The sequence below is a fragment of the Pseudomonas sp. PDNC002 genome (genome assembly GCF_016919445.1).
In the GTDB taxonomy this organism is placed as follows: Bacteria; Pseudomonadota; Gammaproteobacteria; order Pseudomonadales; family Pseudomonadaceae; genus Pseudomonas.
Window position 1 is genome coordinate 1,903,314 of sequence record NZ_CP070356.1, and the last position, 13,352, is coordinate 1,916,665.

Below are 13,352 nucleotides of genomic sequence, written 5' to 3' on the forward strand. Positions count from 1 at the left end.
ACAGAAGCAGGACGCCACGCAACGATCCGAAGGTGGCCTGGCGATGTACCGATACGATGATTACGACCGCGCCCTGGTGCGCGAACGGGTGGCGCAGTTCCGCGACCAGGTGCAACGGCGCCTGAGCGATGAACTGAGCGAAGAGGAATTCCTGCCGCTGCGCCTGCAGAACGGCCTGTACCTGCAGAAGCATGCCTACATGCTGCGCGTGGCGATTCCCTACGGCACCCTGTCCAGCGAGCAGATGCGCACCCTGGCGTGGATCGCCCGCGAGCACGATCGCGGCTACGGCCACTTCACCACGCGGCAGAACATCCAGTTCAACTGGGTGGAGCTGGAGCGCGTGCCGGACATCCTCGAACGCCTCGCCGACGTCGAGATGCACGCCATCCAGACATCCGGCAACTGCGTGCGCAATATCACCACCGAAGCCTTCGCCGGGGTTGCCGCCGACGAGTTCCTCGACCCGCGCCCGCTGGCGGAAATCCTTCGCCAGTGGTCCACGGTGAACCCCGAGTTCCTGTTCCTGCCGCGCAAGTTCAAGATCGCCCTCTGCGCCGCCGAGGAAGACCGCGCGGCGGTGATGATGCACGACATCGGCCTCTACCTGCGCCGCGCCGAGGACGGCGAGCTGCGCCTGAAGGTGCTGGTGGGCGGCGGGCTGGGGCGCACGCCGATGCTCGGCCAGGTGATCCGCGACGACCTGCCCTGGCAGCATTTGCTGTCCTACGTCGAGGCCATCCTGCGCGTGTATAACCGCCATGGCCGGCGCGACAACAAGTACAAGGCGCGGATCAAGATCCTGGTGAAGGCGTTGGGCATCGAGGCCTTCTCCCGCGAAGTGGAAGAAGAGTGGCAGCACCTGCGCGATGGCGAGGCGCAACTGACCCTCGATGAATACCAGCGCGTGGCAGCCGCCTTCGAGCCGCCGGTCTACGCCCCCGCAGACGAACTTGCCTACGGCACGGCGCTGGCTGCTGACGCTGCGTTTGCCCGCTGGGTTTCGCGCAATGTGCGCCCGCACCGCGTGCCTGGCTATGCCAGCGTGGTGCTCTCCACCAAGCCGGGCGCCGAGGCGCCGCCGGGCGATGCCACTGCGGAACAGATGGAGCGGGTGGGCGACTGGGCCGAGCGCTTCGGCTTCGGCGAGATCCGCGTCGCCCACGAACAGAACCTGGTGCTGCCGGACGTACGCAAGGCCGATCTCCACGCGCTCTGGCTGGAAGCCTGCGCCACGGGCCTGGGCACGCCCAACCAGGGCCTGCTGACCGACATCATCGCCTGCCCCGGCGGTGACTTCTGCGCGCTGGCCAACGCCAAGTCGATTCCCATCGCCCAGGGCATCCAGCAGCGCTTCGAGGACCTCGACTACCTACACGACCTGGGCGACCTGAGCCTGAATATCTCCGGCTGCATGAACGCCTGCGGCCACCACCATATCGGCAACATCGGCATCCTCGGCGTCGATAAGAACGGCAGCGAGTGGTACCAGATCACCCTGGGTGGCGCGCAGGGCGTGAAGAGTGCGCTGGGCAAGGTGATCGGCCCATCGTTCAGTGCGGCTGAAGTGCCGGACGTGATCGAGGCGCTGGTGCAGACCTATGTGGAGCAGCGCGGTGTCGGTGAGCGCTTCGTCGAAACGGTCGAGCGCATCGGCCTGGAGCCGTTCAAGGCGCGGGTATACCGCCAGGCGGAGGTGCCGGCATGAAGAATCTGATCCGTTTGCGGGATGGTGTGGCCGAGCTGGCGCCGGATGATCCCTGGACCTTGCTGCGCGAAGTGCCGGAGGAGTTGCCCGAGGGCAACCTGATCCTGCCGCTCGAGACGTGGCTGAGCATCACTCCCTGTAGGAGCGAGCTTGCTCGCGAACAGATATCCCAGGACGCAACAGCGTTGAGCGGTTCGCGAGCAAGCTCGCACCTACAAGGCCATGGCGTGCTGCTCGGGCCGGACGACGATCCGCAACGGCTTGGCCAATGGCTGGACGAGATCCCGCTGATCGCCATCGATTTCCCCAGCTTCCGCGACGGCCGCGGCTATAGCCTGGCCTACCTGCTGCGCAGCCGCCTGGGCTGGCGCGGCGAGTTGCGCGCGGTGGGCGACGTGCTGCGCGACCAGCTGGCGCACCTGCGCCAGTGCGGTTTTGACGCCTTCGCCGTGCGCGAGGACAAGTCCGTGGAAGACGCGCTGAAGGGGCTGGCGGGGCTCAGCGTGCTCTATGGGCGCTCGGTCATCGAGCCGCGCCCGCTGTTCCGGCGGCGCTCCTGAGGCGCGACAATCGCGCACGGCCAAGGCTGCAGCGGGTCGGCCAAGCTTGACGCTGTGCCGGGGGGCAGGAAAAATGCGGGCATCATCCACGGCGTCCCGCGCGCCGCTGGTAACCCACGTATTCGAGTGACCCCCATAATATGCGCATGCGCCTGATGCTGTTGGGTGGCGGTAATGCCCTTGGACAGGCGCTGATCCGCCTGGGCGCCGAGGAGGACATCGGCTTCCTCGCCCCCCGACCACCCGACCAGGGCTGGGACGCCGCCAGTCTCACCGTCCTGCTGGACGAGACCCGTCCCGACGCGGTGATCAACCTCGCCTACTACTTCGACTGGTTCCAGGCCGAGGCCATCGACGACGCCCGCCTGGCCAGCCAGGAGCGCGCCGTGGAGCGGCTGGCCGAACTCTGCCAGCACCACGAGATCCTGCTGATCCAGCCGTCCAGCTACCGCGTATTCGACGGCGCCCGCGCCACTGCCTACAGCGAGAAAGACGAGCCGCTGCCGCTGGGCCCGCGTGGCCAGGCGCTGTGGCGCATGGAACAGTGGGTCCGCGCGACGTGCCCGCGTCATGTCCTGCTGCGCTTCGGCTGGCTGCTCGACGATAGCGCCGACGGCGTGCTTGGCCGCTTCCTCGCGCGGGCCGAGAAGGAACAGGTGCTGTTCCTCGCCGACGACCGCCGTGGCAACCCGACTCCGGTGGATGACGCCGCGCGGGTAATCCTCTCGGTCCTCAAGCAACTCGATTGCCAGTCACCGCTGTGGGGCACCTACCACTATGGCGGCCTGGAAGCGACCACCACCCTGTCCCTGGGCCAGGTGGTGCTCGGCGAGGCCCGCGCCTTCCGCGCCCTGGCCGTTCAGGAGCCGAGCCCGCAGGCCCACGCCGCGCGCCCCGATGCCGGCGACGAACCGCAGCACGCGGTGCTTGCCTGCAAGAAGATCCTCCATACCTTCGGTATCAAGCCGCGCGCCTGGCGCGCCGGCCTGCCCGCCCTGCTGGACCGTTACTACCGCCATGTCTGATCGTCTTATTCCTTCCGCGCAGCCCATCCTCATCACCGGCGGAGCGGGGTTCATCGGTTCCCATCTGGCGGATGCGCTGCTGGCACAGGGCTTTGCCGTGCGCGTGCTGGACGATCTGTCCACCGGCAAGCGCGAGAACCTCGATCCGCGCGTCGAGCTGATCGTCGGCGATGTCGCCGATGAAGCGGCGCTGCGGGGGGCGGTGAGCGGTTGCCAGGGCGTCGTGCACCTGGCGGCGATCGCCTCGGTGCAGGCCTCGGTGGAAGACCCGGTGGGTACCCATCGCGCCAATTTCATCGGCACCCTGAACCTCTGCGAGGCCATGCGCCAGGAGGGCATCCACCGGGTACTGTTCGCCTCCAGCGCAGCGGTCTACGGGCAGAACGGCGAAGGCACCGCGATCGACGAAGACGTGGTCAAGGCGCCGTTGACGCCCTACGCCTCGGACAAGCTGGCCAGCGAGTACTACCTGGACTTCTATCGCCGCGAGCACGCGCTGGAGCCGGCGATATTTCGCTTCTTCAACGTCTACGGTCCGCGCCAGGACCCGTCCTCGCCGTATTCCGGGGTGATCAGCATTTTCGCCCGCCGCGCCGAGGAAGGCCTGCCGATCACCGTGTTCGGCGACGGCGAGCAGACCCGCGATTTCATCTACGTCGGTGACCTGGTGAAGCTGCTGGTGACGGCCTTGCTGGCGGATGAAGTGGCCGAGTCGGCGATCAACGTCGGCCTGGACCAGTCCACCAGCCTCAACCAGTTGCTGGCCGAGATCGGCAAGCTCACCGGTGGTCTGCCGGACATCACCTACCAGCCGGCGCGCCACGGCGATATCCGCCACTCCCGCGCCGACAACCGCCGCCTGCTGTCACGCTATCGCCTGGAAGAGCCGACGCCGCTGGCCGAAGGCCTGGCCCAGCTGATCACCACCAGGGTTTGTTGATCGCCAGCAGGAAGATGCCGGCCAGCGAAGACAGCGCGAGTACACTGAGCACAGCCTTGCGTGGCGTCGATACGGCACGCAGGGCGAACGCCGCCAGCACGATATAGAGCACCAGCAGGCCGATCTTGGCTTGCAGCCACACCGGCAGCGGCCAGGGCATCGCCAGGTGCACCAGGCCCAGGGCACTGAGCAGCAGCAGCGTGTCGATCAGATGCGGAAGGCCGCGCTGCCAGCCCGAGGGGCGCCTGCCCCACCAGCTCAGGCCCAGTCGCAGCAGGAAGAGCGCGGTGCTGATGATCGCCAGGCTGACGTGCAGTGCTTTGAGTTCGAGGTACATACCGGTTCCCTGAAAGTGAAAAAGGCGCCCTTGGGCGCCTTTTTCATGTTTGCTCCGTTAGAAACGGTAGCCGAAACCAACCATGTAAACCCACGGGTCGACGTCGACATTGACCTTGGTTTTCTTCACGCCGAGGGCAGACGGACCGTCGACGCTGGCCTTGGTGTCGATGTCCATGTACCAGACCGCGGCGTTGACGAAGGCGTGCTCGTTGAGCATGTAGTCCATGCCCAGTTCGGCGGCCAGGCCCCAGGAGTCCTGCAGCTTCAGGTTGCTGAAGCCCTGGTCCTTGCGGGAGCTGGTGAGGTCTTCGTCGAAGAAGGTGGTGTAGTTGACGCCCAGGCCGCCGTAAGGCTGGAAGGCGGAGCTGGTGCCACCCATGGGGTAGTACTGCAGCAGCACGGTCGGCGGCAGTTGTTTGATATCGGCCAGCTTGCCGTCCAGGCCGCTGAGGCCGGTGGCCTTGTTCAGGCCCTTGACGTCGACCTGGTGCTTGAACGGAGTGGCGGCGACCAGCTCGATACCGATCTTGTCGGTGAGCAGGTAGGCGAAGGTCAGGCCCAGCTGGGTGTCGCTGTTTACAGTGGCCTTGGTGCCGCTGACTTTGGCGCCGTCGAGCTTGATGTCGGAGCTGCTGTCATCCGGCGCCACGGTGGCGATACCGCCACGGACGAGGAAGTCGCCAGCCTGGTGGCCGCGAATGTCGGCGGCCTGGGCTGCGATCGGCGCTGCGACGGCAAGTGAGAGAAGCGAGGTGGTGAGCCAGGACTTACGCATGATGAGCTCCAATATCTCTTTGGTATAAGTGTTGGTGCCCAGAATAGTAGACAGCGCTAAAAGCGCACTTTTGACTTGGCTCAATAAAGCCCACAAGCTGTGTAGGAATCAGGGGTGCGGCAAAGTGCCGCGCCCAGTTACTGGCCGGTGTATTCGTAGGGTTCGATGCTGCTGGCCTGCATCTGGTAGCCAGCCTCGGCGAGGTCGCTTTCCACCGCCTTGACGCTGAGCTTGCCGATGATCCAGAACGGCTGGTACAGCTCATCGACCTTTACGCCCTTGCCGCCTCGAACATAGACGATTTGGTTGGACGGCGGTGGCGGCACGTGGATGCACGCGCCGTAGTAAGGCACGAGGAGGAAATCGCGGACGGTCTGGCCGTCTTCCTCGACTTCCAGCGGCACGATATAGCCCGGCATTTTTACTTCCTGACCGTCCAGCGTCTGCACCACCGGGGCGTTGGGCGTCTGCTGCTTCACGGCCGGGCCGCTCTCCGAATTGAGTACATCGGAGAGCTTGGACATATCGTGCAGCGGCACCGGCGGCGGGGGCGGCGGCGCGCCCTCGGGGATCAGCTCGGGCCAGGTCAGCTCGCGCGGCGCCGCCCAGACGGCGGCGCTGGTCAGCATCAGCAGCAAGAACAACAGGCGGCGCATTGGGCTTCCTCAGAGGCGGATCGACAGGCCATCGGCCAGCGATTGCCGATAGGCACGCCACGCCGGCACACAGCCGATCAGCAGCGCGGCCAGGAGTATGCCGCCCAGCAGTGACCATTCATAGGCGCTGGGCAGCGCCAACGGCAGGAAGATGCCGTAGTTCGCCTGTACATACCCCTGGCTGCCGGCGATGCCCGCATAGAGCAGCCCGACGCCCAGCGCCACACCTGCCAACGCCAGGGCGAAGGCCTCGGCCACCAGCAGGCTGAAGATGTGCCAGGGCCGCGCGCCTACCGAGCGCAGGATGGCCATTTCGCGACGGCGTTCGTTGAGGCTGGTGAGGATGGCCGTGAGCATGCCGATCAGGCCCGTCAGCACGACGAACAGCGAGACCACGAACAGTGCCTTCTCCGCCGTGCCCATCAGACCCCAGAGTTCCTGCAATGCAACGCCCGGGAGGATCGCCATCAGCGGCTCGCCGTCGTATTCGTTGATCTGCCGCTGCAGGGTGAAGGTCGCTACCTTGCTCTTGAGGCCCAGCAGGAAGGCGGTGATGGCCTTGGGCTGCAGGTCCATCGTCCGCGCTTGATCCTCGCTGATGCGCCCGGCGCCACGGGCCGGCACGCCGTTCTTCCAGTCGACGTGCAGCGCCTCCATGCCCTGCAGCGAGATGTGCAGGGTGCGGTCCACCGGCGTGCCGGTACGCTTGAGGATGCCGACCACGGTGAAGGGCTTGTCGTCGTGCTGCACCAGGCTGATGGTGCTGACGCCGTGGGCCAGGACGATCTTGTCGCCCAGCTTGTAGTGCAGCGCTTGGGCCACTTCTGCGCCCAGCACCACGTCGAACAGGTCCTGGCCGAACGGCCGGCCCTCGGCCAGTTCCAGCGTCTGCCCGCGGCCGAAGCGGTAGTACTCGAAATAGCCGGTGTCGGTACCCATGACGCGGTAGCCGCGGTGCGAGTCGCCCAGGGAAATCGGGATCGCCCATTTCACCAGCGGGCTGTGGGTGACGGTCTCGTAGCTTTCCCAGCGGATGTTGTTGGTGGCGTTGCCGATGCGGAACACCGAGTAGAGCAGCAGGTTCACCGAGCCCGAGCGAGCGCCGACGATCAGGTCGGTGCCGGAGATGGTGCTGGCGAAGCTGGCCTTGGCCTCAGTACGCACACGTTCGACGGCCAGCAGCAGGCAGGCGGAGAGGGCGATGGCGAAGATGGTCAGCAGGGCGGTGAAGCGGCGGTTGGAGAGGCTGGCGAGCGCCAGGCGCAACAGGTACATGCTCAGATTCCCGGGGCGCGGGCGGCGCGGTTGAGGTCGGCGAGGGACAGGCTGCGGTCGAACAGCGGCGCCAGGCTCTGGTCGTGGCTGACGAACAGCAGGCTGGCGCCGGCCTCGCGGCATTCGGCGAACAGCAGCTGGAGGAAGGCCTCGCGGGCGTCGGCATCCAGCGCCGAGGTCGGCTCGTCGGCGATCACCAGCTCCGGCTGGCCGATCAGTGCGCGAGCGGCGGCAACGCGTTGCTGCTGGCCGATGGACAGGCTGTCGGCGCGGCGTTCGATCAGCGCTGTGTCGCCCAGCCCCAGGTGCCCCAGCAGCGCTTCGGCAGCCTTGGCCACGCTGCCATGACGAAGCGTGGCACGCTCGGCGCGGCTGTGGGAGAAGTGGCAGGGCAGCTCGACGTTCTCCCGCACCGAGAGGAACGGCAGCAGGTTGAACTGCTGGAAGATGTAGCCGGTGTGGTCGACGCGGAAATGATCGCGGCGCGCTGACTTCATCTGCGCAATGTCCTCGCCCAGCAGCTTTACGCTGCCACGTTGCGGGCGCTGTACGCCGCCAAGCAGGCCGAGCAGGGTGGTCTTGCCGCTGCCGGACGGCCCCTTGAGGGACAGGGTTTCGCCACGGGCCAGGGTGAAGGCAGGGATGTCCAGCAGCTCCGCCTGGCCGGGCCAGGCGAAGCCGAGGTTGTCGAGTTCGAGCAATGCGGTCATTTCAGCGCGTCGTGATCAGAAGTTCAGGGTCGGGTTGGCGGCGGTCAATTCTGCACCTTGCTGGCCGCTCGGGCCGATCAGTTGTACCTGAATCTTCTGGGTCGCCGGGAAGCGCTTGAACAGCGGCGCGAAATCGAGGGTGGCCAGATCCTGCGGTTGTGCGCAGGTCAGCTGGTAGTGGGCGTCGATGTCGGCGTGGTGGTGGCCTTCGTGTTCGTCATGGTCGCCGTCGTCATGGTCGTGCTCTTCTGCCTTGGGCGCGTCGCCGAACAGCGGGCTGGAGAGCTCCACCGACTGCACGCTGCACTGGGCCGACGCGGGCAGGCTGAGCAGTTGCAGTGGCTGTTTGAGCTGGGCCTGCACGGTGGCGACCGTGGCCTTGTCGGCGGCGCTGGTGGCGGCATGTTCGAAGCCGACGAAGTTCATCGCCGGGCTGTCCATCTCCAGTTCCAGGGTCTTGCCATCGAGGGCGACGTTGAGCTGGGCGACGCCATGCTCGTGCTTGCCGAGGCTGCCGTGTTCATGTTCGTCGTGGGCTTGGGCGGCGAGAGGCAGCAGGGCGACAGCGAGGAGCAGGGGGCGCATGGTGGACTCCGGTCTGATGAATGATTTTGTTACGTTATAACAGATGAAAAATTAAGGCTAGCTTAGCGTTCGTTTGGCGTGACGGCCGCGCCGTGGGAGCATGCGCGAAAGGCCGCGAGGAGAAGGGCGATGCTGAGAATCAAGGGCACCATCGGCGACTGGCCGGTGGACCTGAGCGTGGAGATGGATGACGCCGACTGGGCGCGCCTGGCGCAGAATCTGCCGACGGTTGCCGTGGCGCCGTCCGCGCAGGTTGCCGCTCAGCCAGCGGCTGCCGGTCCGGCGGACAAGCTGTGGCTGGCCGCGCAGGACTTGCTGCGCCGCAGCGGCAGCGTGGAAGGGCCGGAACTGATGGATGAGCTGGAAGCGCTGGCGGGCAGCACGGGAGCGGCGAAGGGATTGCTGGTGCGCCTGCGGCACAGCCCGAAGGTGAAGATCGAGGTGCGCGATGGCGTGCAGGTGTTCAACTGGGTTGAGGAGTAGAAGCCTTCGCGGCTCGATTTGGCAGGGCGAATAGCGCGCCGGCGTTATCTGCCGCAAAGGCTTGGTCGCCCTACGGCTCGGGAGGTTTCTGCGCTGGGATTGGCCCTCACCCTAGCCCTCTCCCAGGGGGAGAGGGGACTGTTCGGCACAGGGTGATGCCGTGGCGTCAGCCGGAACAATCCGCTCCCTCTCCCCTTGGGAGAGGGGAAGGCGCCGGCACGGATTTAACCCGTGCCGCTATGAAAAAGGGCGCCTCGCGGCGCCCTTGTCATCAATACAGCAGGTTCGCCAGCTTGCGGCGGTAGGTGATGACCAGCGGGTGATCGTTGCCCAGCAGGTCGAATACCTGGACCAGCGTCTGGCGCGGCAGGTCCTCACCGTAGCTGCGGTTGCGCACGAACAGCTTGAGCAGCGCGTCCAGCGCCGCCTCGTACTGCTGGCGGGCCAGTTGCTGGATGGCCAACTGGTAGGTGGCTTCGTCGTCGTTGGCGTCGGCGGCCAGGCGGGTCTTCAGCGCGGCGGCGTCGGGGAGATCGGCAGCCTGGCGCAGGAAGGTCAGCTGGGCCTTGGCGGCGGCCAGCGCCTGCTTGTGCTCGTCGCTCTTCACCGCGTCGAGCACGGTCTCGGCCTCACCCAGCTCGCCGCGCTCGGCGAGGCAGCGGGCGTAGAGGATCAGCGCGGCGGCGTTGGTGTTGTCTTCGCTCAGCAGGACTTTCAGTTGCGCTTCGGCCTCGGCGAAACGGCCTTCGTTGAAGGCGGCCTGCGCCAGCTCCAGCGGGTTGCCGGCGGCCGGGGCGGGCGGCTGGACGTGCTGTTCGAGCATCTGGCGGATCGCCGATTCCGGCTGCGCACCGGCGAAACCGTCCACCGGCTGGCCGTCCTTGAACAGCACCACGGTGGGCAGGCTGCGGATGCCGAAGCGCATCACGATGTCCTGCTCGATGTCGCAGTTGACCTTGGCCAGCAGCAGCTCGCCCTGGTAGGACTCGGTGATCTGCGCGAGCAACGGCATCAGAGCCTTGCACGGGGCGCACCAGTCGGCCCAGAAGTCGACCAGCACCGGCTTGTGGAAGGAGTTCTCGATGACGACCTGATCGAAGTTGGCGATGCTGGCGTCGAAGATGTAGGGCGTATCGCTCATGGGAAATCTCGGGCGAGTGGGGCGATGAAGGTGGTTGCCACTATAAGTGGGGGCGCCTGCTAACGGAAACAAGCACAGGGTTGGTGGTTGCATGGACGGGCTTTGCCCGCCTGTCGCGGAGAAGCTCCGCTCCTGCAAAGGCGCACGGATTACGAATCGAGCGTAGGAGCGGACTCCGTCCGCGATCGCCCCACCCAATGCGCCGACATCAGCTGCGTCGCGCGTGATACAGGCTGACGTGGCGGAATTCGGCCGGCTCGGCCAGGTCCGGCCAGGTGCAGCCGTCGAGAACCCCCAGGCGCTGGTACAGCGGATGGCTGAAGTCGCGCACCCGCGAATCGGCCACCAGGGCCTCGCGGCCACGGCTGAGAAAGGCGTCCAGCAGCGGCAGGTTGGCGCGGTCGTAGAGCACGTCGGCGACGATGATCAGGTCGTAGCGGTCCTCTTCCTGGAAGAAGTCCGCCGAGTAGCTCAGCGCCACGCCGTTCAGCTCGGCGTTGGCACGGCAGGCGTCCAGTGCCAGTGGATCGAGGTCGCAGGCCACCACTTCGGCGGCGCCGGCCTTGGCCGCCGCAATGGCGGCGATCCCCGAGCCTGCGCCGAAGTCCAGCACGCGCTTGCCGCGCACCCATTCGGGCTTTTCCGCCAGCCAGTGCGCCAGCACCAGGCCGCTCGCCCAGCAGAAGCACCAGTAGGGCGGGTCTTCGAGGATGCGCCGGGTCTCGTCGGGGCTGAACTCGCGGTCCATGTTGTTCGCATCGATCAGCCACAGGTCGATGTCGGTACCGGGCAGGCGCTCGGCGGAGAGGCGTGCGTCACCCAGCAGTTCGCCCAGGGCTTGTTGCAGGGAAGTCGGTGGCGTCACGGCGCGCGCTCCAGGCGCAGCTCGCCCAGGACGCGGGTTTCCGGCTGGGTGATGCGGACCGGCGGCAGGCGCCAGGCCAGTTGGCCTGACTGGGAGACGCGGCCGTGCAGTTCCACGCGTGCATTCGCGGGGAAGGACTCCGGATTGAAGATCAGCCGGAAGGGCAGGGCCTGACCGGTGGCAACCAGCTTTTCGCTGGAGAGCAATTGCTGCGGGCGGTCACGCTCGTCGATCACCAGCAGCGCCACTTCCACTTCGCTGCCCGCCGGCAGGTAGCCTTGCGAACTGCTCAGTTGGCCGGACAGGGCACGCATGTGCGCCGGCACCGGTTCGAGTGCGGCAGTCGCCGATTTCGTCGGTGTGGACGCCGGCAGGGCAGCGGGCGCGGGCTTCTCGCTGGCGCAGGCGGCCAGCAGAACGGTGAGGGACAAGCAGAGCAGGCGGGTGTACATGGCGGGCTCCATCGCGGCAGATTCCAGGCGGGCGCCTATATAGCCTAATGCCTGCCGCTTGTCTCCGGGGAGCGGGGTTTATTCGGCCAGTCGATGCGCTACCATGAGCCTCTTACCTCTTCCTCCGACAAGACTGCCCAAGACTCGCCATGCACTGTCCTTTCTGCGGCGCCCACGACACCAAAGTCATCGATTCGCGCCTGGTCGCCGAGGGCGACCAGGTCCGCCGGCGCCGCGAGTGCCTGGCCTGCGGCGAACGCTTCACCACCTTCGAGACCGCCGAGCTGGTCATGCCGCGCCTGATCAAGCAGGACGGCAGCCGTCAGCCCTTCGACGAGGACAAGCTGCGCGCCGGCATGCAGCGCGCGCTGGAGAAGCGCCCGGTGAGCATCGAGCGGCTGGAAGAGGCGATGGCCCACATCAAGCACAAGCTGCGCGCCACTGGCGAGCGCGAGGTGAAGTCGCGGGTACTGGGCGAGCTGGTGATGGCCGAGCTGCAGAAGCTCGATGAAGTTGCCTACATCCGCTTCGCCTCCGTCTACCGCCGCTTCCAGGACCTCAACGAATTCCGCGAGGAAATCGAGCGCCTGGCCCGCGAGCCATCGAAAGAATGAGCGGCGCCGATTCCGTGAGCACCCTGGATGAGGCCTGGATGGCCCGCGCTATCGAGCTGGCGCGCAAGGGCTGGTACTCGACTCATCCCAATCCCCGCGTCGGCTGCGTCATCGTTCGCGACGGCGAAGTGGTCGGCGAAGGCTGGCACGTGCGCGCCGGCGAGCCTCACGCCGAGGTCCACGCCCTGCGCCAGGCCGGTGACAAGGCCCGTGGCGCCACCGCCTACGTCACCCTGGAACCCTGCAGCCATTTCGGCCGCACGCCGCCTTGCGCCGACGCCTTGATCGGCGCCGGCCTCGCCCGTGTGGTGGCGGCCATGCAGGACCCCAACCCCCAGGTCGCCGGCAGCGGCATGAAGCGCATCGCCGAGGCGGGCATCGAGGTGCGCTCCGGCGTGCTGGAGAACGAAGCCCGTGCGCTGAACCAGGGCTTCCTCAAACGCATGGAAACCGGCTTGCCGTTCGTCCGCGTGAAGCTGGCGATGAGCCTGGACGGCCGCACCGCCATGGCCAGCGGCGAGAGCCAGTGGATCACCGGCCCGGCCGCGCGTCGTGCTGTGCAACGTCTCAGGGCGCAGTCCAGCGTGGTGCTCTCCGGCGCCGATACCGTGCTGACCGACGACGCGCGCCTGACCGTGCGACCGGACGAGTTGGGCCTGGACGCTGAGCAGACCGAGCTGGCCTCGCAGCGCCAGCCGCTGCGCGTGCTGATCGACGGGCGCCTGCGCGTGCCCCTGACCGCCACCTTCTTCCAGGCCGGACCGGCCCTGGTGGTCAGTACCCTGGACGACCCGAACTACGGCGTGGTCGGCCACGAACTGCTGAACCTCGCCGGCCTCGACGGCCAGGTCGACCTGATGGCGTTGCTCGCCGAGCTTGGCCGCCGTGGCGTCAACGAGGTGCTGGTGGAGGCCGGCCCGCGCTTGGCCGGCGCCTTCGCTCGCCTCGGGTTGGTGGACGAATACAGCATCTTCATGGCGCCCAAGCTGCTCGGCTCCTCCGCGCGGCCGCTGCTGGAGCTGCCGCTGGAGCGCATGAGCGAGTCGCGCGAACTGAAGATCGTCGATATCCGCGCGGTGGGGGACGACTGGCTGGTCACTGCCAGACCCGTCTGATTCCGCCCTTCACCGGCCTGCCGCTGTGCCCGCGAGGACGGGACGGCGGCAAGCGGAAACTTCCGACTCTGGCTCACCTGTGGTAAAACGCCACACGCGGTCGACGCTG

At 66.9% G+C, this 13,352-nt stretch carries 16 protein-coding genes; 7 read left to right on the forward strand and 9 right to left on the reverse strand.

Annotated elements, in window-relative coordinates:
• Positions 1 to 43: 43 nt before the first annotated feature.
• From JVX91_RS08850 to JVX91_RS08865, 4 genes are all read left to right on the forward strand, one after another.
• On the forward strand, positions 44 to 1,708 hold the full coding sequence (locus JVX91_RS08850) for a nitrite/sulfite reductase (RefSeq protein WP_205338889.1): 1,665 nt from the start codon (positions 44 to 46) through the stop codon (positions 1,706 to 1,708).
• Positions 1,705 to 2,268 carry a DUF934 domain-containing protein gene (locus tag JVX91_RS08855; protein ID WP_205338890.1) on the forward strand — a complete coding sequence of 188 codons (564 nt, stop codon included), beginning with the start codon at positions 1,705 to 1,707 and terminating at the stop codon, positions 2,266 to 2,268. The genes JVX91_RS08850 and JVX91_RS08855 overlap by 4 nt, the downstream gene beginning before the upstream one ends.
• 140 nt (positions 2,269 to 2,408) lie before the next feature.
• Positions 2,409 to 3,293: a sugar nucleotide-binding protein gene (locus JVX91_RS08860; protein WP_205338891.1), complete on the forward strand. Its 885-nt coding sequence runs from the start codon at positions 2,409 to 2,411 to the stop codon at positions 3,291 to 3,293.
• Complete coding sequence (locus JVX91_RS08865) at positions 3,286 to 4,233, forward strand: NAD-dependent epimerase/dehydratase family protein (RefSeq protein WP_205338892.1); 948 nt, start codon at positions 3,286 to 3,288, stop codon at positions 4,231 to 4,233. The genes JVX91_RS08860 and JVX91_RS08865 overlap by 8 nt, the downstream gene beginning before the upstream one ends.
• On the opposite strand, the gene JVX91_RS08870 is transcribed toward JVX91_RS08865, so the two are convergent.
• The 6 genes from JVX91_RS08870 to JVX91_RS08895 all read right to left on the reverse strand — a co-directional run bounded on the left by JVX91_RS08870 (position 4,214) and on the right by JVX91_RS08895 (position 8,573).
• Positions 4,214 to 4,570 carry a SirB2 family protein gene (locus JVX91_RS08870; protein ID WP_205338893.1) on the reverse strand — a complete coding sequence of 119 codons (357 nt, stop codon included), beginning with the start codon at positions 4,568 to 4,570 and terminating at the stop codon, positions 4,214 to 4,216. The genes JVX91_RS08865 and JVX91_RS08870 overlap by 20 nt on opposite strands.
• A 57-nt stretch (positions 4,571 to 4,627) precedes the next feature.
• Positions 4,628 to 5,347, reverse strand: a complete 720-nt coding sequence (locus tag JVX91_RS08875; RefSeq protein ID WP_205338894.1) for an OmpW family outer membrane protein — start codon at positions 5,345 to 5,347, stop codon at positions 4,628 to 4,630.
• 137 nt (positions 5,348 to 5,484) lie between these two features.
• Positions 5,485 to 6,003 carry a DUF3299 domain-containing protein gene (locus JVX91_RS08880; RefSeq protein ID WP_205338895.1) on the reverse strand — a complete coding sequence of 173 codons (519 nt, stop codon included), beginning with the start codon at positions 6,001 to 6,003 and terminating at the stop codon, positions 5,485 to 5,487.
• A gap of 9 nt (positions 6,004 to 6,012) precedes the next feature.
• A complete protein-coding gene (locus JVX91_RS08885; RefSeq protein ID WP_205338896.1) occupies positions 6,013 to 7,278 on the reverse strand; it encodes an ABC transporter permease in 1,266 nt (421 codons plus the stop codon).
• Positions 7,279 to 7,280: 2 nt separating this feature from the next.
• Positions 7,281 to 7,988: an ABC transporter ATP-binding protein gene (locus JVX91_RS08890; protein WP_205338897.1), complete on the reverse strand. Its 708-nt coding sequence runs from the start codon at positions 7,986 to 7,988 to the stop codon at positions 7,281 to 7,283.
• 15 nt (positions 7,989 to 8,003) lie between these two features.
• Entirely contained in the window at positions 8,004 to 8,573 is a 570-nt protein-coding gene (locus tag JVX91_RS08895) for a DUF2796 domain-containing protein (protein ID WP_205338898.1), read from the reverse strand.
• Positions 8,574 to 8,702: 129 nt separating this feature from the next.
• Here JVX91_RS08895 and JVX91_RS08900 point away from each other — a divergent pair, with 129 nt between their 5' ends.
• Positions 8,703 to 9,056 carry a hypothetical protein gene (locus tag JVX91_RS08900; protein ID WP_205338899.1) on the forward strand — a complete coding sequence of 118 codons (354 nt, stop codon included), beginning with the start codon at positions 8,703 to 8,705 and terminating at the stop codon, positions 9,054 to 9,056.
• Positions 9,057 to 9,327: 271 nt separating this feature from the next.
• On the opposite strand, the gene trxA is transcribed toward JVX91_RS08900, so the two are convergent.
• The 3 genes from trxA to JVX91_RS08915 all read right to left on the reverse strand — a co-directional run bounded on the left by trxA (position 9,328) and on the right by JVX91_RS08915 (position 11,526).
• The gene (gene trxA / locus JVX91_RS08905; protein WP_205338900.1) at positions 9,328 to 10,197 is read right to left on the reverse strand and encodes a thioredoxin; all 870 of its coding nucleotides are present in this window, start codon (positions 10,195 to 10,197) and stop codon (positions 9,328 to 9,330) included.
• Positions 10,198 to 10,405: 208 nt separating this feature from the next.
• A complete protein-coding gene (locus tag JVX91_RS08910) occupies positions 10,406 to 11,062 on the reverse strand; it encodes a 50S ribosomal protein L11 methyltransferase (RefSeq protein ID WP_205338901.1) in 657 nt (218 codons plus the stop codon).
• The gene (locus JVX91_RS08915) at positions 11,059 to 11,526 is read right to left on the reverse strand and encodes a YbaY family lipoprotein (RefSeq protein WP_205338902.1); all 468 of its coding nucleotides are present in this window, start codon (positions 11,524 to 11,526) and stop codon (positions 11,059 to 11,061) included. The genes JVX91_RS08910 and JVX91_RS08915 overlap by 4 nt, the downstream gene beginning before the upstream one ends.
• Before the next feature lie 137 nt (positions 11,527 to 11,663).
• Here JVX91_RS08915 and nrdR point away from each other — a divergent pair, with 137 nt between their 5' ends.
• Together nrdR and ribD are read left to right on the forward strand one after the other, a co-directional pair.
• Positions 11,664 to 12,128, forward strand: a complete 465-nt coding sequence (gene nrdR / locus JVX91_RS08920) for a transcriptional regulator NrdR (RefSeq protein WP_205338903.1) — start codon at positions 11,664 to 11,666, stop codon at positions 12,126 to 12,128.
• Positions 12,125 to 13,243 (forward strand): bifunctional diaminohydroxyphosphoribosylaminopyrimidine deaminase/5-amino-6-(5-phosphoribosylamino)uracil reductase RibD, encoded by a 1,119-nt coding sequence (gene ribD / locus JVX91_RS08925; protein WP_205338904.1) that lies wholly within the window; start codon positions 12,125 to 12,127, stop codon positions 13,241 to 13,243. Before nrdR ends, ribD begins: the two co-directional genes overlap by 4 nt.
• The last annotated feature ends 109 nt before the right edge of the window (positions 13,244 to 13,352 follow it).

Excerpts from the sequence above, each read along its gene's own strand:
- JVX91_RS08900 (WP_205338899.1), top strand. The coding sequence starts at position 8,703 with ATGCTGAGAATCAAGGGCACCATCGGCGACTGGCCGGTGGACCTGAGC.
- trxA (WP_205338900.1), bottom strand. The coding sequence starts at position 10,197 with ATGAGCGATACGCCCTACATCTTCGACGCCAGCATCGCCAACTTCGAT.
- JVX91_RS08860 (WP_205338891.1), top strand. The coding sequence starts at position 2,409 with ATGCGCATGCGCCTGATGCTGTTGGGTGGCGGTAATGCCCTTGGACAG.
- JVX91_RS08865 (WP_205338892.1), top strand. The coding sequence starts at position 3,286 with ATGTCTGATCGTCTTATTCCTTCCGCGCAGCCCATCCTCATCACCGGC.
- nrdR (WP_205338903.1), top strand. The coding sequence starts at position 11,664 with ATGCACTGTCCTTTCTGCGGCGCCCACGACACCAAAGTCATCGATTCG.
- JVX91_RS08880 (WP_205338895.1), bottom strand. The coding sequence starts at position 6,003 with ATGCGCCGCCTGTTGTTCTTGCTGCTGATGCTGACCAGCGCCGCCGTC.
- JVX91_RS08870 (WP_205338893.1), bottom strand. The coding sequence starts at position 4,570 with ATGTACCTCGAACTCAAAGCACTGCACGTCAGCCTGGCGATCATCAGC.
- ribD (WP_205338904.1), top strand. The coding sequence starts at position 12,125 with ATGAGCGGCGCCGATTCCGTGAGCACCCTGGATGAGGCCTGGATGGCC.
- JVX91_RS08875 (WP_205338894.1), bottom strand. The coding sequence starts at position 5,347 with ATGCGTAAGTCCTGGCTCACCACCTCGCTTCTCTCACTTGCCGTCGCA.
- JVX91_RS08850 (WP_205338889.1), top strand. The coding sequence starts at position 44 with ATGTACCGATACGATGATTACGACCGCGCCCTGGTGCGCGAACGGGTG.
- JVX91_RS08915 (WP_205338902.1), bottom strand. The coding sequence starts at position 11,526 with ATGGAGCCCGCCATGTACACCCGCCTGCTCTGCTTGTCCCTCACCGTT.
- JVX91_RS08855 (WP_205338890.1), top strand. The coding sequence starts at position 1,705 with ATGAAGAATCTGATCCGTTTGCGGGATGGTGTGGCCGAGCTGGCGCCG.
- JVX91_RS08885 (WP_205338896.1), bottom strand. The coding sequence starts at position 7,278 with ATGTACCTGTTGCGCCTGGCGCTCGCCAGCCTCTCCAACCGCCGCTTC.
- JVX91_RS08890 (WP_205338897.1), bottom strand. The coding sequence starts at position 7,988 with ATGACCGCATTGCTCGAACTCGACAACCTCGGCTTCGCCTGGCCCGGC.
- JVX91_RS08895 (WP_205338898.1), bottom strand. The coding sequence starts at position 8,573 with ATGCGCCCCCTGCTCCTCGCTGTCGCCCTGCTGCCTCTCGCCGCCCAA.